The organism is Ferrovibrio sp., from assembly GCF_017994015.1.
Lineage (GTDB): Bacteria > Pseudomonadota > Alphaproteobacteria > Ferrovibrionales > Ferrovibrionaceae > Ferrovibrio.
In genome coordinates, this window is sequence record NZ_JAGOLP010000024.1 from 1 (window position 1) to 20,920 (window position 20,920).

Below are 20,920 nucleotides of genomic sequence, written 5' to 3' on the forward strand. Positions count from 1 at the left end.
GCCCAGAATGCCATAGAGCCGGGTTCGGCCGATTTTGTCAGCGGCCGCACCCGGCTCTATGGCATTCTGGGCCACCCGATCGAACAGGCGCGCTCGCTGGAAACCGTAACGTATGAATTGCGCAAGCGCGGCCATGACGCCATCCTGCTGCCGATCCATATCCGGCCGGAAGATTTCGACGCCGTGTTTCCGCAATTGCTCAAGCTGGGCAATCTGGATGGCCTGGTAGTGACAGTGCCGCACAAAACCCGCATCGCGCCACATTTACAGCATATCGGGCCGATGGCGCGAATCAGCAACAGCATTTCGGTGATCGCACGCTGCCGCGATGATGCCTGGCTGGGCGAAATGTTCGATGGTGTTGGCTGCGTTGCCGCCATTGAGCGGCGCGGGGTGAAAATGCCGGGCAAACGGGTGCAATTGCTGGGGGCCGGCGGGGCTGGCGCTGCCATCGGCGCCGAACTGGCACGCAAAGGCATTGCAGCTTTGCGCATCGTTGAACCGGATACCATACGCGCGCAGAATCTGGGCAGCAGCCTTGCCGCCGCCTATCCGGCGCTGAATGTCAGCATCGGTGCCTCGCGACTGGATGATATCGATTTGCTAATCAATGCCAGCCCGGTCGGCATGCTGGATGAAAATGCGGCGCCCATCACGGCGAGCACAATTCCAAGCCATGTAGTGGTGATGGATGCAATCATGGACCCGGATCGCACCAAGCTGCTGCGCATCGCGGAGGCCAGCGGCTGCCTGACGGTCTATGGCCGCGAGATGCTTGATTCACAGATCGTGCGGGTTTGCGATTTTCTGCTGCGCGCCCGCGAACATGACCGGGTGGATTTTGTGCTCCACCCGGACACGGATTAGCCTGCCGGCGGCTGATCGTCAGGCAAACCTGACGATCAGCTTGCCAAAATTGCGCCCGGCCAACAGGCCGATAAAGGCTTCGGGCGTATTTTCCATGCCATCAACGATATCCTCACGCACCTGTAGCGTGCCATCTGCCACCAGCGGCGTGGCATAACGCAGGAATTCATCGCGATATTCTACAAAATCGGTGACGATGAAGCCGCGCAACAGCAGGCGCTTCACCAATATATCGCGCATCAGCGCGGTCATCGGCGTGGCGCCATCGGCGGCATTGCCAAGATTATATTGCGAGATCAGGCCACAAACCGGGATGCGGGCAAAATCATTCAGCAGCGGGATCACCGCATCCCACACTTTGCCGCCGACATTCTCAAAATAAACATCAATACCCTGCGGGCAAGCGGCAGCCAGCTTCTCTGCAAATGCCGGATCGCGATGATCCAGGGCGGCATCAAACTTCAAAGTCTCCAGCGCATAAGCACATTTCTCGGCGCCGCCAGCGATAGCCACCGTGCGGCAGCCCTGCAACCGTGCCAATTGCCCCACCATCGCGCCCACCGGGCCAGTAGCGGCAGCCACCACCACAGTTTCGCCGGCCTTGGGCTGGCCAATTTTCATCAGGCCGGCATAAGCTGTGAAGCCCGGCATGCCCAGGCTGCCCAAAGCCGTGGGAAGTGGCGCCGCCGCCGCATCCAGTTTGCGCAAGCCGGCAACCGGCAACACGGCATATTCCTGCCAGCCACCCGCGCCCACCACCAAATCGCCCGGCGCATAATCGGCGCTCTCCGAGCGCACCACTTCGCCCACCGTGGTACCCACCATCACCTCGCCCAGAGCCACCGGGCGGGCATAGGACTTGGCGTCGTTCATGCGCCAGCGCATATACGGATCAAGCGAGAGGAATTTGGTGCGCACCAGCACTTCGCCGGGTGCCAGTTGCTGCGGCAGCGGCGCCACCTCCAGCCTGAAATCCGCCACACCGGGCTCAACAGCCGGGCGCCGCGCCAGCACCCATTTCCGGTTATCCGTCATTGTCCCCTCCGCTATGCAAATCTGCCTCAGAGGTAGGACTTGCACAGAAGTAAGTCAATGCATCAACGCCCTCGGTGATAGTGCTTGGCGAAATCCGGCGTGGCGATACCTGGCTTCAGCCGCGTATCATCCTGCGGCGCACCAGCCGTGATGCGCAGCGGAATCACGCCAGCCCAGAGATCGTCGCGGGCATAATCTTCCTCCACATCGATCACGCCGCGATCCCGCACCTTGGCTGACACTTCCTGCAACGGAAAGCGCAACACCAGCGTGGCATCCAGCTCCTTCTGCTTTGGTGCCCGCACCTTATGGCCTGGGATCAAATCCTGCACGATGGCATCGATGATGGCCGGCTTTTCCGCGCCTTCAACACGTTCGCCGCAGGCATAAATCACCACCGAACGGTAATCCATGCTGCAACCAAAACCCGAACGGCCGGCGACCAGGGAATCAACCAGGGTCACTTCGATACAGGCCGGTGCACCATCAGCCAGCGCGCTCAGCATGCGGTTATTCGGGCTGCCATGGATATAAACATACTCGCCCTGGCGCAGGATCGAGGTCGGGATGACATGCGGGCGTCCTTCCAGCACAAAGCCGACATGGCAGACCAGGGCTTCATCCAGGATGGCATGGATCAATGCGCGATCATACGAGCCGCGATCCGGCCGTCGATGCAGCCGGGTCAGTTCGGTTGGTGCATAGCTGCTGTTGCTCATGCTTTGGCACTCTTAATCTGCTGTTCATGCAGCAACATGTCGCCTTCATAGGCCGCCAGTTTGGCCGCGCCCTTGCCGGCGCAGAAATCCTGCAAGGTTTCGTGCAGCGAACGCGGCACCAGCACGCCCTCCACCGCCGTGCGCTTACGCGCCTCATAACGCCGGTCGGATGGCAGCCGGGCGCCTTCCTGCTCCAGCAAACGCTCAAACAGCTTTTCGCCATGCGCCAATTGTGCTTCCCGATTGCCGCCAGCCATGCAGCGCAGCGGATCGATGGCAATCACCAATTCACCGCCGCAGGGCGCACCGGTATTGGCCTTGTCGCGTTCGCCGGCTTCATAGCTCAGCACATCGCCCACCAGCGGGCCGGCCAGCAATTCCACCATCAGCGCGATACACGAGCCCTTATGGCCGCCGAAGGGCAATTGCGCACCGGCCAACGCCACTTTGGGATCCGTGGTCGGCTGGCCATCCGGGCCAATCGCCCAGCCTTCGGGCAGCGCCTTGCCATCGCGTAGACGAATCTGGATTTCGCCGCGCGCGCTGGCGCTGGAAGCCTGGTCGAATACCAGTGGCGGATGGTTGGCGCGCGGCCAGGCAAAGGCCATCGGATTGGTGCCAAACAGCGGCTTGATGCCGCCGGCCGGTGCCACATAAGGAATAGCCGAGACATAGGCAAAAGCTACCAGGCCCTCCTCGGCCAGCCGCTCCACCTCCGGCCACAGGGCGGCAACATTGAGCGCGTTATTCACCGCCAGCGCGGCAATGCCCTGGCTGCGCGCCCGCTCTGCCAGCGGCTGATGGCCCACTTCCAGCGCCAAGGGCGAAAAGCCGCCATGCGCATCCACTTTCACCACACCTGGCGCGAGGTCGCTCAGCGTCGGCACGGCATCCGGCGAAGCCTGGCCGGCACGCAGCGCGTTCACATAGAAGGCCATGCGGAAGAGGCCGTGATGGCGGCATTCATCGCGCTCGGCCATGGTCACGGTATTGGCAATCGCTTCGGCATGGGCCGGGCTGAAACCCTGCGCCGCCAGCGCCGCCAAAGCCGTGGCACGCACCTCGGCCAAGCTCATCCTGATCGTGTCTTCCATCCTGCGTCTTCCTTTCGCTTTAGCAAACCGGGAATCCAGAATTTGCATCACATGCAAATTTGTCAGGATACTTACATGGATTTGCATATGATGCAAATGGATTTGCAACAGCAATATATGCAAGAGCGCTACCGGCCCCTCTTTGCGAGGGGCGCGGCTCAGCCAATCGTCGGGAAAGGGTCAGCGGCGGTTTGTCTTGGCCTTGGCCAGATGTTTGACCTGGGGCTTGGCCGGGGGATGGGCCTGCGGATGCACATGCGCCGGCGTCACCGCCATCAGCATACGCGCCGGCAGCTTGCCGATATTGCGGCCCATATGCGGCAATTCGCAATTGAAATGCACACTATCGCCGGCCTCAAGCGTGAAGCGCTCGCTATCGATCTGAAATTCAATCCGGCCTTCCAGCAGATAGAGAATTTCCTCGCCGGGATGGCTCAGCAGCACCACATCGCGCTCGCCTCCCACCGGAAATTCGAGAAGAAAGGCGCTGATTTCCGGCTCCGGCAGCTGATCCGAGAGATGATGATAGGCATAGCCCTTGGCCTTCACCGGCGGCTCGGCCTTGCGCTCGGCGCGGCGCGAAATCGAATATTGCCGTGCCGGCTTGCTGCCGCCGGGCTCGAACAGATCCCGCAGGGGCATATCAAAACAGCCGGCCACCGCAATCAGGTTGGCAATGGAAGCCCCTGCTTCGCCGCGCTCAATACGCGACAGGAAGGCGGCGGATAGATTGGTCAGCGCGCCCAGCTGCTGCAAGGTCAGGCCGCGCTCGCGCCGCGCCGCACGAATATGCGCGCCGATCTGCTTGGCGACAGCCTTGGCCTGACTCATGAAAACTCCCTACATTGCCATTTGCATGTAGAGAAAATTTGCCGGCCTGGCAAGTTGTCTAGCCGATGGTCATCAGATTGGCATTACCGCCGGCCGCCGCCGTGTTGGTGCTGATGCAATATTCGGCGCAAAGCCATTCCAGCGCATAATCCTCGGACGGGAATTCGCCTGAAAGGACGGGAATGCCGAAGACCGGCACAATCGCCCCGGGTTGCGCCGCCAAATCCAGCGCCAGCCGACGCAAGGCATCGCCATCGCCCTCAAACAACACCAAGTCTGCCGCTGCTACTGCTGACGGCTTCAATGCCGCGCGCACCTCCTCCGGCAATTGCTGCAACACGGCAAGCACATCCGGCGCCGCTTCAGCCTGCAACCTGTTACCGCTGGCCAAGGCCGCCGCCACTTGCAGCAACAGGCCCTGGCGGCTTTGTGCCACAGCGCGGATCAGGCCACGCGGCAACAAACGATACTGGTTACGCTCGCCCACCGGGCCGGCCAGTTCAAGCGCCGCGCCATAGGGGCTGTGCGCGATATAGCGCCGGCAGCGCGCCGCCAGCGCCGTTTCGCCAGCCGCCAGCAGCCAATCGTGAAATTGCTGCGCCACTGCCGGCGCCTTACCGGACACGGGTAGTGACGCCGGCAACTGTGCCAGCAGCCGGCGCAGATAGAGCGGCCCGCCGGCCTTCGGCCCGGTGCCGGAAAGGCCGTGGCCGCCAAAGGGCTGCACCCCCACCACGGCGCCAATCACATTGCGGTTGACATAAACATTACCGGCCGCCGAATGCTGCGCCAGTTGCGTGATGGTTTCATCAATGCGGCTATGGATGCCGAAGGTAAGGCCATAACCCGAGGCATTCACCGCCGCCTGCAAAGCCGCTATCTCGCTGCGACGGAAACGCAGCACATGCAGCACCGGGCCAAAAACTTCCTGCTGCACATCTGCCACGGCGGCAATCTCGATCAGGGTCGGGGCCACAAAGGTGCCGTGGCGTGCCGATGCCGGCAATGCTGCCTGATACACCCTATGGCCGGCCTTCCGCATTGCCTCGATATGATTCAGGATGCCGCGCCGCGCCGCCACGCTGATCACCGGGCCAACATCCACCGACAGCTTGTCCGGCGCGCCAACACTGAGTTGATCCATCGCGCCACGCAACATGGTCAGCACGGCATCCGCGATATCTTCCTGCAAGCAAAGCAGCCGCAAGGCCGAACAACGCTGACCGGCGGAATCAAAGGCCGAAGCAATGGCATCGGCCACCACCTGTTCGGGCAAGGCCGAGGAATCGACGATCATTGCATTGAGCCCGCCGGTTTCGGCGATCAGCGGCACCGGCTGTCCAGCATCGGTGAGGCGCTGCGCCAATGCAGCCTGGATGCTGCGCGCCGCCTGGGTCGAGCCGGTAAACACCACGCCCTGGATGCGTGGATCGGCCACCAGCGCAGCGCCGATGCCGCCATCGCCAGGCAGCAATTGCAGCGCCCCGGGCGGCAAGCCGGCCTCGCGCAGCAGGCGCACCGCCTCGGCGGCAATCAGCGGCGTTTCCTCGGCCGGCTTGGCCAGCACCGCATTACCAGCCGCCAAAGCCGCCGCCACCTGGCCGATGAAAATCGCCAGCGGGAAATTCCACGGGCTGATACAGGCCACCGGCCCCAGCGGGCGATGCGTGTGGTTGCCAAAATGCGCTGCCACATCAGCCGCGTAATAACGCAGGAAATCCACGGCCTCGCGCACTTCAGCAATCGCGTTCGGCAGGGATTTGCCGGCCTCGCGCACGATCAGGCCGAGCAGATGCGGCATGCGATTTTCCAGCAGATCGGCGGCGCGCAGCAGGCAGGCGGCGCGCTGCTCAGGCGGCGTGGCCTGCCAAACCGGCGCCTCGGCCACGGCCATGCCTACGGCTACGCTCACCTGCTCCGGCGTCGCCTCGCTCACATGGCCCACCAGATCAGCCTGCAATGCCGGATTGCGCACCGGCTGGGATGTGGCCGGCTGGGACGTTGCCGGCGCCATAGGATGGTTTTGCGCCAGCAGCGGCGCGGCATGATATTGCCGTTCCAGGCTGCCTAGCAGGGCGGCCGCCAACGCTGCCAGCACCTGCTCGTTGCTCAGATCAAGCCCGGCAGCCAGCTTGCGTGTTCCCAGGATGGCGCGCGGCAACTGGATTTTTGGATGTGGCGCGCCCAGCGGCTCGATCTGCCTTGCCAGTTCCACCGGATCGGCAATCAATTGCTCCAGGGCGATACGCTCATCGTATATCTGGTTGACAAAAGAGGTATTGGCGCCGTTTTCCAGCAGGCGGCGCACCAGATAGGGCAGCAGGCTTTCATGGCTGCCCACCGGCGCATAGATGCGGCAAGGCCGGTTCAGCGCACCAACACCCACTACTTCCTCATAGAGCGGCTCGCCCATGCCATGCAGGCATTGGAATTCATATTGCCCTTCATAGTAATTCTCGCCCGCCATGGCATGGATAGTGGCCAGTGTGCGGGCATTATGGGTGGCGAATTGTGGATAGATCGCATCCGGCGCCGCCAGCATCTTGCGGGCGCAGGCGATGAAAGACACGTCGGTATGCAGCTTGCGGGTATAGACCGGGAAATCCTCCAGCCCATCAATCTGGGCGCGCTTGATCTCGCTGTCCCAGTAGGCACCCTTGACCAGCCGCAGCATCAGGCGGCGATTGCTGCGCCGGGCCAGGTCGATCAGATAATCGATCACAAAGGGGGCACGTTTCTGATAAGCCTGCACCACAAAGCCGATGCCGCTCCAGCCCGCCAGATCGGCATCGAAACACAATGCTTCCAGCAGATCGAGCGAGATATCCAGCCGATCCGCCTCCTCGGCATCGATATTCATGCCGATATCGTAGTGCCGCGCCAGCATGGCCAATGCCTTGAGGCGCGGCAGCAATTCGGCCTGCACTCGGTCCCATTGCGCCCGGCTGTAGCGCGGATGCAGCGCCGACAGCTTGATCGAAATGCCGGGGCCTTGATAAATGCCGCGCCGCGCCGCCACCTTGCCGATGCTGTGAATGGCGCGCTCATAGGCTGCGAAATAGCGCTCGGCATCCGCCGCCGTCATCGCCGCCTCGCCCAGCATGTCATAGGAATGGCGGAATCCCTTGGCCTCCAATGTTCGGCTATTGGCCAGAGCCTCGGCAATGCTGCGGCCAGCCACAAATTGTTCGCCCATCATGCGCATGGCGATATCCACGCCCTTGCGGATCAGCGGCTCGCCACCACGCGCCACCAGGCGGGTCAGCGCCGAGGATAACGAGGTGTCGCTGCTGGTGCTGGTCAGCTTGCCGGTGATCAGCAGGCCCCAGGTGGCGGCGTTGACAAAGAGCGATGGACTATGGCCGAGATGGCCCTGCCAGTCGCCCTCGCCGATCTTGTCGCGGATCAGCGCATCGCGGGTGGCGCGATCAGGGATGCGCAGCAGGGCTTCCGCCAGGCACATCAGCGCCACGCCTTCCTGGCTGGAAAGCGAATATTCATGGATCAGCGCCTCCACGCCGCCACCGGCCTGGCGCTTGCGTCGCAGCTTTTCAACCAACCGCCGCGCCAGCGAACTTGCCGCTTCGGCGCGGCTTGCCGGCAGCGTGGCCTGACTTAGCAGCAGCGGCAAACATTCCAGCTCCGGCCGGCGATAGGCCGCCGTGATCCGGGCGCGCAACACATTCTGCGGCCGCACCGACTGGGCGAATTCCAGAAACGGTGTCGGCGCTGCCTCAGCCAAGCCGGCTTCCTGCACTTCCACATCCAGCCCCGGCCCACCGCCCAGCAGGAAATCGGCAGTCTCGCCACGCTCGATCCGCTCCAGCGCCGTCAGCATGGCCTGCTTGATCAGCCAATGCGGCGAACGGTCTATACGGTCGGCGGCCTTTTTCAGCCGCAGTTTGAGATCCTCGTCCACCTTGACGCCAAGCGTGGTCACGGCCATTGGTAACACCGTTCAGTTAAATTAGGTTGCACCTAAAATTCACAATTGGAGCAACCTTGTCAAATATTTTATAAAGCATTGTATTTGAATAGAAAAAGCCAGGGACCGCGATCCCTGGCTTGGATTTTTCGGTGGTGGAGATTGTCTCAGAGCACCAATTCACGCCGCACGCCGCGCACATCCATCTCGTAATCCAGCACATCCAGCGGCGGCCGGCAGAATTGCCAGGTCAGGCCGGCCGAGGCTGCGCCGCGCTTCACGATCTCATCGGCCAGGAAAGGATGCAGATCGAACACGGTGTAGACTTGGCTTGCTGTGGTATCGCGCCAGCCATAGCCCAGGGCCGCCATACGGCGCTCCATTTCTGCCAGCACAAACTGTGCCTTCTCGCGCAGCGCATCCGGCGTCTGCTCGCCGATGCGGATGCCCTTTTCGGCATAGCTGGCATTGCCTTCCGGCGATTCACCGCTGCCGGCCACCACAAAGCTGGGCCGCGTGTCGCCGCCAGCCGGCATCGTGTAGGAAAAGGCATAGAAGCTGGGGGCGGCAGGCTTTTCGATCTCCGGGCAGACATTGCTGCGCGCAATCGGATTCAGGCCATCGCGGAAGATGCCCCATTCTTCCAGCGGCTTGATATAGCCACGATTGAAAGCTTCGAAGCCCGCATCATCGAAGGGCGCCGGCGAGCGCAATTCGCAGGCGCAGAAAGCGGTGAGCGGTCGGCCCAGCTGCTTGAGATGCGCCGCGATGGCGGCAAAGCCATCGGCCAAAAGCACCGGGCGATCAAAACGCGCCCGTTCGATCACAAAGCCCGGCTCGGCAGCCACGCCGGCGGAATACTGGAACACACCTTTGACGAAGCGGTAGCCGCCCTCGGCGAAACGCAACACCTCAGCCATACTCATCTCTCCTTGCCAATCCGCGCCGCAGCGCGCTTAAAAAATCAGAGCGCGCCCATATAGGCTTCACGCACCGCTGGATCCTTGGCGATATCGGCCGAAATACCGGATTTCACCACCCGGCCCCGGTCGAACACATAAGCCCGGTCAGCCAGTTCCAGCGCATTCATCACATCCTGTTCGATCAGCAGGATGGCCACACCGGCCTTATTGATCCGGCGCAGGGCATCGGTGAGCAATTCCACCGCGCGCGGCGCCAGACCCAGCGACAATTCGTCAATCATCAGCAATTCCGGCCGCCCCATGATGCCGCGACCAATGGCGCACATCTGCTGCTCGCCGCCGGAAAGCGTGCCGCCCGACTGGTTGCGGCGATCAGCCAGGATCGGGAATATCTCGTAGATCTTTTCCAGATCGCGCAGCACCTCGGCCTTGTCGTCGCGTAAATAGGCGCCCATCAGCAGATTGTCGCGCACACTCATGGCCTGGAACAGGCGCCGGCCTTCCGGCACATGCGCCACGCCCGATTGCAGGATTGCTGCCGGCCCGGCGCGGCTCATATCCTTGCCATCAATGGTGAAGCTGCCGCCGCGCGGCACGATCAGGCCGGAGGCGCAGCGCAGGAAGGTGCTTTTGCCGGCACCGTTGGAGCCGACGATGCAAACGATCTCGCCTGGAAACACCTCCAGCGAAATATCCCACAGCACCTGCACATCGCCATAACCGGCCTGCAAAGCCTGAACGGCTAATTTAGGCTTCGACGACATCGCCTTCGCCTCCCAGAATTTGAGCATATTTTTTGCCCAGATAGGCTTCGATCACCTTGCGGTCACGGGTCACTTTCTCAGGCACGCCATCAGCAATCAGTTCGCCATGATGCAGCACCACAAGCCGGCTGGAGACCGATAGCACCACCTTCATGATATGCTCGATGATGATGATCGTGACGCCCTGGGCGGCGATCTTGCGGATCAACGCCAGGGCATCGTCCACCTCGGTGGAATTGAGGCCGGCATTCACTTCATCCAGCATCAGCAGCTTCGGATTCATCGCCAGGCCCTTGGCGAATTCCAGCCGCTTACGCTTGGCCAGGGTCAGCGTGGAAGCCGGCTTGTCGGCCACATCATCCAGGCCGGTGAAGGAGATATGCTTGCGCGCCTGATCGAAAGCTTCAGCCATGCCGCCGGCCCGGCCGGCAAACAACGCGCCAGCCGCCACATTCTCGATCACCGTCATCTTGGGGAATGGCTGCACAATCTGGAATGTGCGCGCCAAACCAAGCCGGGCAATCTGGTGTGGGGCGCGCTTGGTGATATCGGCACCCTGGAAAAACACCTGGCCCTGGCTGGCGGGATGCACGCCGGTGACAACATTCACCAGCGTGGTCTTGCCGGCGCCATTCGGCCCCAGCAGCCCCAGCACTTCGCCTTCCTGCACCGCGAAGCTGACATTGTTCAGCGCCATCAACCCGCCGAAGCGGCGCGATGCGCCTTGCAGCCGCAGAACCTCGGTCATGAGCGCACCTCCTTCTTGGGCAAACGCTCACGGATCAGCGCCAGCAGGCCATTGGGCAGGAACAGCACCAGCACCACGATCAGCAGGCCAAGCACGGCGGCATGCACGGTGAGGAAATTGCGCCAGACCAGTTCTTCCAATGCCAGATAGACAAAGGCGCCCAGCACCGGCCCATAGATGGTGCCAAGCCCACCCAGCAGCACCATCACCAGCGGCTTCACCGAATAGAGAATATCGAACACATCCGGCGGTTCGATATAATGCACCCAGGAAGCATAGATGGCGCCGATGATACCAACACCGACGGCCGAAAGCGCGAAGGCGGTTACCTTGTAGAGCGTGGTGTTGACGCCGAGAATATTGGCGGCGTCTTCGTTCTGATTGATGCAATTCAGCCCGAAGCCAAGCTTGCTGCGGCTGACCACGATATTCATCACGATCAGCAAAACCGCCATGGCCAGCATCACAGCAAAGAAGAAACGCGCCTGCGCATCCACCGGCAAAGCCAGAATCGGCAGGTTAAGGCCCATGCCGCCGCCCGTCAGGTCGCCGGCGGAATTCACCACCTCGCGCAGCACTTCGGCAATCGCCAGGCTGGCAATGGCGAAGTAATGCCCTTTGAGATGCAGGATCGCCATGCCCATCAATGCAGCGAAGATCATGGTGAACAGGCCGGCCGAGAACCAGGCCAGCACCATCGGCGTTCCCATACTCTGCAACACACCCGAGACATAGGCGCCCAGGCCGAAGAAGGCAGCCGTGGCAAAGGACGGATAGCCAGCCATGCCGCCGATGATGTTCCACGACAAAGCCAGGCCGGCATACATGCACATGATGGTGGCCAAGCGCAGCAGGTAGTTGTTGCCGAAGAGCGGCACCAGCGCCAGCACCGCAACAAACAGCAGCAAAGGCAGGATCAGGAGAAGCCGGTTTTTCATTCATACCCCCGCTTGCCGATCAGGCCGGCTGGCCGGAAAATCAGGATCAGGATCAGCAGCACAAAGGAAATCGTCACGGCATGTTCTGGCCCGAACCAGATCGCACTGAAGCTTTCGATCACGCCCAGCGCCAGGCCGCCGATCAGCGCACCAGGCACACTGCCCAGGCCGCCCAGCACGCAAATGACAAATGACTTGCCGAGGAACATGCCGGAATTGAGCGGCGAAATCGGATAGATGATGCTGAGCAGGCTGCCGGCGGCACCCGCCATCAGCGCACCGAGGCCAAAGGTGACGGCATTGATCCGACTGACATTTACGCCCATCAGCGCGGCGGCCTCACGATCCATACGCACCGCCACAATGGCGCGGCCGATCTTGCTGTCGCGCAACAGGCGATAGAGCAACAGCGTAAGCAGAATCGCCAGCGCCATGGCGGCAACACGATCCAGCGGCATGTAGATCGGGCCGAACTCCAATTCACCAAGCGGATTTTCCAGCACCAGCTTGCGGTAATCCGCCTTGAAGGCAACGAGCATGGCGTTGTTGAGCAGCAGATCGAGGCCGAAGGTGAGCGTCAGGGTCATCAGCACCGGCGCAGCCAGCACCCGGTTGACCAGGCCGGCCTGAATGGCATAGCCGAAGCCGTAGAGCAGCGCGCCGGCTATAACCACTGAGAAAAACGGATGGATGCCAAAGGCGGTGTAGGCGAAATAGGCTACATACGAGCCGAGCACGATGAACGAGCCGTGCAGGATGTTGATCACGTTCAGCACACCCCAGACCAGGGAGAAGCCAACCGCGATGCAGGCATAAAGCCCGCCCAGCACCAGTCCGTTCGCAAGAACTTGGAAATAGATCATGAGGTCATCCGATCCGGCATAGGGAACACATCCTGGAGGCAGAGGGCGCTTGCACGCCCTCTGCTCCGTAAAGCGCCAGGATCAATTGGTGCCGAATTTGAAATCGGCCTGCTTGATGACCTCGGGATAGATCACCATGGTCTTGCCACCCTGAATCTGGAATACCGGCGGCTCCAGCGAGGTGATCTGGCCGGTGGCACCGAACTTGACCTGGCCATAGAAGGTGGTCACGTCAAGGCTGGCCAGGGCATCGCGCACCTTGGCCGGATCGAGGGTGCCGGCCTTCTCGATGCCAAGCTGCAACACTGCGCCGGCCGCCGCTGCCGAAGCCTGGGCGTAATCCGGATCAGTCTTGTACTTGCTCTTCCACAGCGCATTGAACTGCTCAGTGGTGCCGAAAATATCCGTGCCCTTGTAGCGCACCGCCGGATGCCACCAGGCCGCCGAGGAGATATTCTCGGCCTGCGGGCCGGCAGCATCGATGAATTCCTGATAAGCCGGGCCGGCAATCATGGTCACCACCGGCGCCTTGATGCCGAGATCCTTCATCTGTTTGCGGATCAGGATCAGGTCGTTGATATAGCCGGTGGCAAACACCCAATCCGGCTTGGCGCCGCGCATCTGGGTGATCGCCGAGGCATGATCCATGGTGCCGATGGCGTATTTCTCGAACATCACAACATCGAGATTACGCGACTTGGCCGACTTCTCCATTTCCTGCGCAATGGCGAGCGGGAACAGATCGTTGCGCGCCAGGATGGCAACGCGCTTGATCTTGCTGTCCTTGGCCACCACCAGATTGGCCAGCGGCTCGGTCAGGGTCTGATTCGGCGTGAAGGTGCCGAACAGATACTTGTAGCCCTGGTCATAGACCTGCTCGGACGATGCCGTGGCAGCGATGGTGGGGATGCCATATTTCTCGGATACGCCGCTGGCCGCCTTGGCGGCGCCGGAGCCAAACGGCGAGAACAGGAAATTCACCTTGTCTTCGCTGATCAGGCGCTCCGCGGTCTGCACCGCACGTGGCGTGTTGGAGGCATAATCGGCATAGACCAGTTCAACCTTGTAGGCCTTGCCGCCCACCTTGATGCCGCCCTTGGCATTGGCGGTCTCGGCCCACAGGTTATAACCTTCCTGCTGCTTCACACCTTCGGGGGAGAGCGGACCAGTCAGCGGCAGCGGGGCGCCGATCTTGATCACATCCTGCGCCAGCGCCGGGCCGGCGAGCGAAACGGAGATTGCCGCGACGCCAAGCCGACAGCCGAGCTGGCGACGCGAGAGAAAGCCTTTAATGGTCATATAACTCTCCTGTTCGTTTTTCTTATCCCACACTTTGGTAGCGCGTTGTGGAGCAATGCGACAAGATCAATATTTTGCATTCTGTGTTGCCATTTCAGCAACGCTCTGATGAAAACCAACCCGCCCGCCAATCGCTTCGGCAGATGGCAGAAAATATGCTTATTCGCGCGGCAACCGGCCTAGGGCGCGCAGGATCATCTCCGGTGTTGCCGGCATCGAGAAAATCTCGACATCGAAGCCCGACAAGGCATCATTGATTGCATTCAGCACGGCGGCAGGTGCGCCGGCTGTACCGGCTTCACCCGCCCCCTTGGCGCCGAGCAGCGAGGTGAGCGTTGGCGTTTCCACATGGCCGATCTCGATATCAGGCAATTCCGCCGCCATCGGCACCAGATAATCCACCAGGCTGCCATTCAGCATCTGGCCGTTTTCATCATAAAGGCAGGCTTCATAGAGCGCACCGCCAATGCCCTGCACGATGCCGCCGCGCATCTGCTCGTCCACCAGCAAAGGATTGATGATGCGGCCACAATCCTCCACCGCCCAATGCTTCAACAACTTCACGAAGCCGCTTTCCACATCCACTTCCAGGTAGCTGGCCTGAAAGCCGTTTGTGAACACAAAGGTATTGGAAAGCTGCGTGAAATGCCCGCTGGCGCTCAAATCCGGTTGCAGATCGCGCGGCAATGTATCCGGGCGGAAATAGGCGATGCGGCCAATCTCGGCCAGATCAATACGCGCCGTGCCGCCGGCCGTGCTTACCATGCCATCGCGCAATTCCAGGCTTTCCGGTGCCGCCTGCAACAGTGCGCCGGCGATCCGCAGCAGGCTGGCGCGCAGTTTGCCCGCCGCCCGCAAGGCCGCCTCGCCGCCCACACCGGCGCCGCGCGAACCATAAGTGCCGCCGCCATAGGGTGTGGTGGCAGTGCTGCCCATTTCCACCCGGATATCCGCCGGCCGCACGCCCAGCACATCGGCCACCACCTGGGTGATAGCGGCGATATTGCCCTGGCCTTGTTCGGTGATGCTGATGGCGCAATGGATGCGGCCATCCGGCTGCAATCTGATCTGGCAGCCATCCTGGGCCGAGATACGCACCTGCCCCGGGCTGTAGGCAGCCGGCCCGGGGTTGGTCAATTCCACCACGGCGGCAAGGCCAATGCCGCGATAGATCCCCCGCGCACGGCACTCTGCCTGATCGCGGCGCAGGGCATCGTAATCCATCATCTGCACCAGCTTATCCAGGCATTGATGATGCGACAGCCGCTCAAATACCATACCGCTCAATGTGGTGAAGGGATATTGCTCGTCGCGCAGCAGGTTGCGGCGCCGGATATCCACTGGATCGATACCGAGACGGCGCGCCGCCGAATCAAGCAGCAATTCGCTCAGCGCCACCACGATGGGATGACCCACGGCACGATAAGCGCCCATCGGCGGCTTGTTCTGAAACGCCAGGCGCAAACGGGCGCGATACGCATCCATATTGTAGCACGAGCCGGTCAGGCTCATCACCTGGATACCTTCCAGGGTTGAGGTGCGCGGATAGACCGAATAAGGCCCGATGCCGCTCAGCGCATCCACATCATAGGCCAGCACACGGCCATCCTCGGCCACGGCAATGCCGGCGCTCACGTCCTGACCACGCGCCTGAATGTCGCTGACAAAACTTTCCAGCCGATCGGAAACAAATTTCACCGGCCGCTTCAACAGCAGGGCCAGGCCACAAACCGCCATCTCGTCGGCATAGGTATGCAGCTTGACACCGAAGGAACCGCCCACATCGGGCGCCTCAACCTGGATATCGCTTTCGCGCAAGCCATAGATCGCCGCGATGGCAGCCTGATTCTGATACGGCGTCTGGGTTGATTGTGTCACCAGCAGGCGCCGCTCGATGGCATCATACTGCGCCAGTATGGCGCGTGGCTCCAACGGCACGCCGGTATGGCGCGAAAAACTGAAATCGCGGCGCAATGTCAGCTTGGCCTGGGCAAAGGCGGCATCCACATCGCCCTTATCCACCTTGGCGCTGAATGCCAGATTATCGCCCAGCTCAGCATGCAGCACAGGCGCATCGGGCAGCAAGGCCGCTGCCGGATCCACAATGGCTGGCAATTCCTGCCAGTCGATCTCCACCAGATCGGCGGCATCCTCGGCCTGGGCACGGCTGAACGCCAGCACGGCGGCCACCGCCTCGCCCTGATGCCGCGCCACCTCGACCGCCATCGGATATTGCGGCGGCGCTTTCAGACCGGGCAGATGCTCCAGCCGCGCCACCATCGGCTTGGCGATGGCGGCCAGCTCGCGGCCCGTGACCACTGCCGCCACACCCGGCGCCTGCAAGGCTGCCGCCGCATTGAAGCCCCGGATACGGGCATGAGCATAGGGGCTGCGGATAAAAACCACATGCAGCATGCCGGGCAGAGTGATATCCGGCGTGTAACGCGCAGCACCCTGCGCCAAGCGCGGCGCATTGGGCCGAGGCAGCGGCTTGCCGATATAAGTGCCGTGAATGCCGACCAGCTGCTTCAGGTCATTGTCGACGCTCATGCCGCGTCTCCCGCCTTGGCTGGCATTGCTTGCCGGCGCGTCGCTGCGGTTTCCATCACTGCATCCACGATGGCGTGATAGCCGGTGCAGCGGCAGTAATTGCCGGAGAGATGTTCGCGCACTGCCTCGCGGCTCGGATCAGGATCAGCGGCGAGCAATTCCTGCGCCGTGAGCAGCATGGCCGGCGTGCAATAGCCGCATTGCATGGCATTGCGGCGCACGAAACTCTCTTGCAGATCGGCGATGGCGCCGCTCTGGTTCAGGCCTTCCAGCGTGCCGATCTCGGCACCATCGGCCTGCACCGCCAGCACCAGGCAGCCACGCACTACCTCGCCATTCAGCAGCAGCGAACAACAGCCGCAAACGCCATATTCGCAACTCACGCGCACACTGGGCAAAACCGCCGCCTGGCGCAGAAAATCAGCCAGATGCATACGCGGCTCGGCCATCGCCTGCAAAGGCTGGCCGTTGAGAGTGAGAGTAATCAGGCGCGCTTCCATACGATCAGCCTTCATTCGCAATACGGCGCAGCAGGCGCTGGCCCAGCAGCCCAGCCAAGTGGCGCCGATACTCGGCACTGGCGTGACGATCCGCCAATGGCGCTAATTCAGCCGCCAGCAAAGCCGCCACCTTGTCGGCTGCTTCAGCCAATGTGAGGCCCTGCAAGGCTGCCGCGGTTTGCGGCGCCGCTTCCGGCACGCGGCCCAGGCCAAGGCAGCCAAAATTCAGCGCCGCGATACGGCCATCCCGCACCTGCGCCAGCAGCAGCATGCCGGCCAGGGCAAAATCGCCATGGCGGCGGGCAAATTCATCAAAGGCCCAGCGCGTATTTTCTGCCGGTAACGGCACCTCAATGGCACAGAGGATTTCATCCGGCCGGAGTGCAGTTTCATACACATCCTGGAAAAAATCCGCCGCCATCACCCAGCGCTCGGCAGCCTGTGATCGCAGCAGGAAACGCGCCTGTAAGGCCAGCATCGCAGCGGGCCATTCCGCTGCCGGATCGGCCAAGGCCAGACTGCCACCAAGAGTGCCACGATTGCGAATTGCCGGATGCGCAATGTGGCGGCAGATCGCCGGCAGCATCGGCAAGGCAGCCTGCACCTGGGCATCGCGTGCAATATCGGCATGGCGGGTCAGCGCGCCGATATGCAGCGCGGTGCCTGTGCGCCGAATGCCGCGCAATTCCTCCAGGCGACCGATATCGAGCAGCAGATCAGGCGCCGCCAGGCGCAGGTTCAATGCCGCCACCATGCTCTGGCCACCCGCCACCAGCCGCACATCGCCGGGCGGCGCCGCCAGTATGCCGAGTGCATCCGCCAGGCTTTGTGCCGCATGGTAGGCAATCGCAGGGGCTTTCATCGCATCTCTACTCTTACACTCTCAGCCTGATCTGGCGGCATAGACTTGTAGATGCCGAGCGTTCTTACAAGTATTATTTTGGCAACAAGGCGTTCCGATAATTCGCACAATCAATAAGCGGGAGTATCGCTCATGGCTTCGGCACAATTGCGCTACTTCGATGAAGTGGTGCGCTGCGGCTCGATTCGCATTGCTGCCGAACGGCTGCATGTGGCGCCTTCGGCAATCAGCCGCCAGATTCGCAACATGGAAGACGAAGTGGGCCTGCCGCTATTTGAGCGCCATGCGCGTGGCGTGGTGTTGACTTCGGCCGGCGAAATCTTCGCCCGTTATGCCCGCGCTGCCTTGCTGGATCATGAGCGGGTGCATGCCGAGATCGACGATCTCAAGGGCCTGCGGCGCGGCCATATCAGATTATGCAGTGTGGAAGGTGTGGTGGCCGACGGCCTGACCCAGGCCATTGCCACCTTCCGGCAGCGTTTTTCCGGCGTCACGTTCCGCCTCACCATCACCGGCACCGAACATGTGATGGCGGCGGTGCGCGATGGCGATACCGATATCGGTATCGCTTTCACGTCCAGCCCTGAACCCGGCGTGCGTTATGCGGCCCGCTTTCGCGATCCGCTTTTTGCCGTGGTATCGCCACGCCATGTGCTGGCCAAGGCCAAGCGGATCAGCCTCAGCGAGGCGCTGGCGCATCCGGTCGCGGTGCCGGAAAAGGGTTTTGGCATCCGCACCCTGCTGGATACACGCTGCCGCTCGGCGCGGCTGGTGCTGCGGCCAACGCTGGAAACCAATTCCATTGAAGGTTTGCGCGGCTTTGCCCGCTCGGGCAGCGGTGTCACCTTCCTGCCGCGCATGACGGTGCGGCGCGAAATCGATTTCAGCCTGGTGAAGCCAATTCCGCTGGTGGACCGCGAATTGCAGCAGGCCAGTGTGGATGTCTGCGTGCTGGAAGATCGCAAGCTGCCCAGCGCGGTGGTGGAATTCCTCAATCATCTGCAAAGAGTTTTCACTGAAGCGCGGTGAGATGAAATTTGCTTTTTGTTCAGCATACCTCTTTTTTATTGACACCCCCTGATCGGAATGCGAGCCTGAAAAAACGCAGTAGCAATGCGCTTTTCAAGCGTCATTCAATCATTTTGAGCAACCAGCCAGGGGGTAATTCCATGAAGATGACCAGCAAACTTGGCCTCACTGCCGCCTTTCTATGCGGTATGCTGACTTTTAACGCAGCCCATGCCGCCGATACGATCAATGTGCGTCTGGATTGGACACCCTGGGGCGTGCAGGCGCCGTTTCACCTGGCTGCCGCCAAGGGCTGGTTCGCCAAACAGGGCCTGGATGTGAAGCTTGAGGATGGCAACGGTTCGGTCACCACGGTGCAGATCGTTGGCAATGGTGAATTTGATATTGGCCATGCCGCTCTGGCGCCGATGGCGATTGCCCGCGCCAAGGGCCTGCCGGTGAAAGCCGTGGCAGCCTTTGCGCGCCAGAATGATATTGGCCTGCTGGTGCCAGCCGAAAGCGGCTGGAAAAGCCCGGCCGACCTGAAGGGCAAGAAGCTGGCCTACACCGCAGGCTCACTGGAAACGCCGTTCCTGGACCGCTTCCTGGCCGCTGGCGGCCTGACCCGCAACGATGTGGAGCTGATCAGTGTGGATGCCGCTGCCAAGGCCGGCACCTATATGGCCGGCCGTGCCGATGGCGCCTTTTCCTCAGCGCCGTTCTTCCTCGGCGTGGTGAAGGCGCAGCGCCCGTCCAGCAATATCCGCTTCGCCGATCTGGGCCTCAGTTTCCCCAGCTTCGGCTTGGTGGCCACCGAACAGAAGATCAAGGAAAAGGGCGCTGCCCTCACCCGCTTCGCCAGCATCGCTGCCGGCGCCTGGATGTATATCGAGGCCGGCAACGAGGATGAAGCCGTGAAGGCGATTATCGCGGCGCGGCCGCAGGCCAAGCTGAACCCGGTGGTGCTGCGTGATCAGATTGATGCGCTGAAGGGCTATTTCCGCACCCCGGCCACCAAGGATGGCCCGCTGGGCGTGATGGCGGAAGCGGATTGGACCACGGCGCTGGAAACCCTGTCTTCCGGCGGCCTGATCCCGGCTGGCCAAAAGGCGGCGGATTACTACACCAACGATCTGCTTGATACCAAGCTGATCGCCGCCACCGCCAAGGGCGCACCCTGAGCCGCATGCAGCAATCCGTATTGGTGCAACCATGCGTCCATTGATCCGTGCCCGTGATGTGGCCAAGCGTTTCGGCGGGCCGGATGGCCTGCTGGCGCTTGACCGCGTGTCGCTGGAAATTGCCGAGGGTGAATTTGTCAGCCTGCTTGGCCCCAGCGGTTGCGGCAAGAGCACCTTCCTGCGTTGCCTCGCCGGGCTGGAACGGCCCAGTGATGGCGCGCTGGAACTGAATGGCGTGCCGATCACCGAGCCACCGGAGCGGCTCGGCATCGCCTTCCAGCGTGATGCACTGCTGGATTGGTGCAGTGTGCGCGACAATGTGCTGCTGCCGGCGGAATTCGGCAATCTGCCGCGCCGCGATTATGCGGCCCGCGCCGATCAGTTGCTGGCCATGGTTGGCCTGGCCGGTTTTGGCGATGCCTATCCGGCCACATTGTCGGGCGGCATGCGCCAGCGTGTGGCGATCTGCCGCTCGCTGCTGCTGGAGCCGCAATTGCTGCTGATGGATGAACCTTTTGGCGCCCTGGACGCCATGACCCGCGACCAGCTCAATGTTGATCTGCAAAAAATCTGGGCGGCGCGCCAGATGACCACGGTGTTTGTCACCCACAGCATCAGCGAGGCGGTGTATCTGTCTTCCCGCGTGCTGGTATTCAGCGCCCGCCCCGGCCGCATCCTGGCCGATATAGCCATCGACCTGCCGCAGCCGCGCAAACTGGCAGACCGCGAATCAGCGGCCTTCACCGGCTATGTGCGCCAGATACGTGGCATCTTCGAATCGATGGGCCTGATCCACGATTGACAATCAGCGAG

General features: G+C 61.8%; 18 protein-coding genes. 4 read left to right on the plus strand and 14 right to left on the minus strand.

Translation table 11 applies throughout. The annotated features are described in order from the left end of the window. The coding region (locus tag KBB36_RS12600; protein WP_290981169.1) for a hypothetical protein at positions 1-867 on the plus strand (867 nt) is incomplete at its 5' end. A gap of 18 nt (positions 868-885) precedes the next feature. On the opposite strand, the gene KBB36_RS12605 is transcribed toward KBB36_RS12600, so the two are convergent. The 14 genes from KBB36_RS12605 to KBB36_RS12670 form a co-directional block, all read right to left on the minus strand. After that, positions 886-1,902, minus strand: a complete 1,017-nt coding sequence (locus KBB36_RS12605) for an NADP-dependent oxidoreductase (protein ID WP_290981172.1) — start codon at positions 1,900-1,902, stop codon at positions 886-888. Between the two features lie 62 nt (positions 1,903-1,964). Continuing rightward, positions 1,965-2,621, minus strand: a complete 657-nt coding sequence (locus tag KBB36_RS12610) for a pyridoxamine 5'-phosphate oxidase family protein (protein WP_290981175.1) — start codon at positions 2,619-2,621, stop codon at positions 1,965-1,967. After that, positions 2,618-3,715 carry an Ldh family oxidoreductase gene (locus KBB36_RS12615; RefSeq protein ID WP_290981178.1) on the minus strand — a complete coding sequence of 366 codons (1,098 nt, stop codon included), beginning with the start codon at positions 3,713-3,715 and terminating at the stop codon, positions 2,618-2,620. The genes KBB36_RS12610 and KBB36_RS12615 overlap by 4 nt, the downstream gene beginning before the upstream one ends. A 180-nt stretch (positions 3,716-3,895) precedes the next feature. Next, positions 3,896-4,546, minus strand: coding sequence for a helix-turn-helix domain-containing protein (locus tag KBB36_RS12620; RefSeq protein ID WP_290981180.1), 651 nt, complete (start codon positions 4,544-4,546; stop codon positions 3,896-3,898). A gap of 58 nt (positions 4,547-4,604) precedes the next feature. Continuing rightward, entirely contained in the window at positions 4,605-8,492 is a 3,888-nt protein-coding gene (gene putA / locus KBB36_RS12625) for a trifunctional transcriptional regulator/proline dehydrogenase/L-glutamate gamma-semialdehyde dehydrogenase (protein ID WP_290981183.1), read from the minus strand. Between the two features lie 146 nt (positions 8,493-8,638). Further along, the gene (locus KBB36_RS12630; protein WP_290981186.1) at positions 8,639-9,391 is read right to left on the minus strand and encodes a hypothetical protein; all 753 of its coding nucleotides are present in this window, start codon (positions 9,389-9,391) and stop codon (positions 8,639-8,641) included. Positions 9,392-9,435: 44 nt separating this feature from the next. Continuing rightward, a complete protein-coding gene (locus KBB36_RS12635; protein ID WP_290981189.1) occupies positions 9,436-10,158 on the minus strand; it encodes an ABC transporter ATP-binding protein in 723 nt (240 codons plus the stop codon). Beyond that, entirely contained in the window at positions 10,142-10,906 is a 765-nt protein-coding gene (locus KBB36_RS12640; RefSeq protein WP_290981192.1) for an ABC transporter ATP-binding protein, read from the minus strand. Before KBB36_RS12640 ends, KBB36_RS12635 begins: the two co-directional genes overlap by 17 nt. Further along, entirely contained in the window at positions 10,903-11,844 is a 942-nt protein-coding gene (locus KBB36_RS12645; protein WP_290981194.1) for a branched-chain amino acid ABC transporter permease, read from the minus strand. Before KBB36_RS12645 ends, KBB36_RS12640 begins: the two co-directional genes overlap by 4 nt. Continuing rightward, positions 11,841-12,707 carry a branched-chain amino acid ABC transporter permease gene (locus tag KBB36_RS12650; protein ID WP_290981197.1) on the minus strand — a complete coding sequence of 289 codons (867 nt, stop codon included), beginning with the start codon at positions 12,705-12,707 and terminating at the stop codon, positions 11,841-11,843. The genes KBB36_RS12645 and KBB36_RS12650 overlap by 4 nt, the downstream gene beginning before the upstream one ends. An 81-nt stretch (positions 12,708-12,788) precedes the next feature. Continuing rightward, complete coding sequence (locus KBB36_RS12655; RefSeq protein WP_290981199.1) at positions 12,789-14,006, minus strand: amino acid ABC transporter substrate-binding protein; 1,218 nt, start codon at positions 14,004-14,006, stop codon at positions 12,789-12,791. Between the two features lie 159 nt (positions 14,007-14,165). After that, the gene (locus KBB36_RS12660) at positions 14,166-16,556 is read right to left on the minus strand and encodes a xanthine dehydrogenase family protein molybdopterin-binding subunit (RefSeq protein ID WP_290981201.1); all 2,391 of its coding nucleotides are present in this window, start codon (positions 16,554-16,556) and stop codon (positions 14,166-14,168) included. After that, complete coding sequence (locus KBB36_RS12665; protein WP_290981203.1) at positions 16,553-17,056, minus strand: (2Fe-2S)-binding protein; 504 nt, start codon at positions 17,054-17,056, stop codon at positions 16,553-16,555. Before KBB36_RS12665 ends, KBB36_RS12660 begins: the two co-directional genes overlap by 4 nt. Before the next feature lie 4 nt (positions 17,057-17,060). Continuing rightward, positions 17,061-17,918: an FAD binding domain-containing protein gene (locus KBB36_RS12670; protein WP_290981206.1), complete on the minus strand. Its 858-nt coding sequence runs from the start codon at positions 17,916-17,918 to the stop codon at positions 17,061-17,063. Between the two features lie 132 nt (positions 17,919-18,050). Here KBB36_RS12670 and KBB36_RS12675 point away from each other — a divergent pair, with 132 nt between their 5' ends. From KBB36_RS12675 to KBB36_RS12685, 3 genes are all read left to right on the plus strand, one after another. After that, on the plus strand, positions 18,051-18,947 hold the full coding sequence (locus KBB36_RS12675; RefSeq protein WP_290981209.1) for a LysR substrate-binding domain-containing protein: 897 nt from the start codon (positions 18,051-18,053) through the stop codon (positions 18,945-18,947). Positions 18,948-19,087: 140 nt separating this feature from the next. Next, entirely contained in the window at positions 19,088-20,107 is a 1,020-nt protein-coding gene (locus KBB36_RS12680; RefSeq protein ID WP_290981212.1) for an ABC transporter substrate-binding protein, read from the plus strand. A gap of 31 nt (positions 20,108-20,138) precedes the next feature. Further along, positions 20,139-20,909, plus strand: coding sequence for an ABC transporter ATP-binding protein (locus KBB36_RS12685; protein WP_290981215.1), 771 nt, complete (start codon positions 20,139-20,141; stop codon positions 20,907-20,909). Positions 20,910-20,920: the final 11 nt, after the last annotated feature.

Bases quoted from the DNA above. Each gene is read 5' to 3' on its own strand.
- KBB36_RS12605 (WP_290981172.1), bottom strand. From the start codon at position 1,902: ATGACGGATAACCGGAAATGGGTGCTGGCGCGGCGCCCGGCTGTTGAG.
- KBB36_RS12610 (WP_290981175.1), bottom strand. From the start codon at position 2,621: ATGAGCAACAGCAGCTATGCACCAACCGAACTGACCCGGCTGCATCGA.
- KBB36_RS12615 (WP_290981178.1), bottom strand. From the start codon at position 3,715: ATGGAAGACACGATCAGGATGAGCTTGGCCGAGGTGCGTGCCACGGCT.
- KBB36_RS12620 (WP_290981180.1), bottom strand. From the start codon at position 4,546: ATGAGTCAGGCCAAGGCTGTCGCCAAGCAGATCGGCGCGCATATTCGT.
- putA (WP_290981183.1), bottom strand. From the start codon at position 8,492: ATGGCCGTGACCACGCTTGGCGTCAAGGTGGACGAGGATCTCAAACTG.
- KBB36_RS12630 (WP_290981186.1), bottom strand. From the start codon at position 9,391: ATGGCTGAGGTGTTGCGTTTCGCCGAGGGCGGCTACCGCTTCGTCAAA.
- KBB36_RS12635 (WP_290981189.1), bottom strand. From the start codon at position 10,158: ATGTCGTCGAAGCCTAAATTAGCCGTTCAGGCTTTGCAGGCCGGTTAT.
- KBB36_RS12640 (WP_290981192.1), bottom strand. From the start codon at position 10,906: ATGACCGAGGTTCTGCGGCTGCAAGGCGCATCGCGCCGCTTCGGCGGG.
- KBB36_RS12645 (WP_290981194.1), bottom strand. From the start codon at position 11,844: ATGAAAAACCGGCTTCTCCTGATCCTGCCTTTGCTGCTGTTTGTTGCG.
- KBB36_RS12650 (WP_290981197.1), bottom strand. From the start codon at position 12,707: ATGATCTATTTCCAAGTTCTTGCGAACGGACTGGTGCTGGGCGGGCTT.
- KBB36_RS12655 (WP_290981199.1), bottom strand. From the start codon at position 14,006: ATGACCATTAAAGGCTTTCTCTCGCGTCGCCAGCTCGGCTGTCGGCTT.
- KBB36_RS12660 (WP_290981201.1), bottom strand. From the start codon at position 16,556: ATGAGCGTCGACAATGACCTGAAGCAGCTGGTCGGCATTCACGGCACT.
- KBB36_RS12665 (WP_290981203.1), bottom strand. From the start codon at position 17,056: ATGGAAGCGCGCCTGATTACTCTCACTCTCAACGGCCAGCCTTTGCAG.
- KBB36_RS12670 (WP_290981206.1), bottom strand. From the start codon at position 17,918: ATGAAAGCCCCTGCGATTGCCTACCATGCGGCACAAAGCCTGGCGGAT.
- KBB36_RS12675 (WP_290981209.1), top strand. From the start codon at position 18,051: ATGGCTTCGGCACAATTGCGCTACTTCGATGAAGTGGTGCGCTGCGGC.
- KBB36_RS12680 (WP_290981212.1), top strand. From the start codon at position 19,088: ATGAAGATGACCAGCAAACTTGGCCTCACTGCCGCCTTTCTATGCGGT.
- KBB36_RS12685 (WP_290981215.1), top strand. From the start codon at position 20,139: ATGCGTCCATTGATCCGTGCCCGTGATGTGGCCAAGCGTTTCGGCGGG.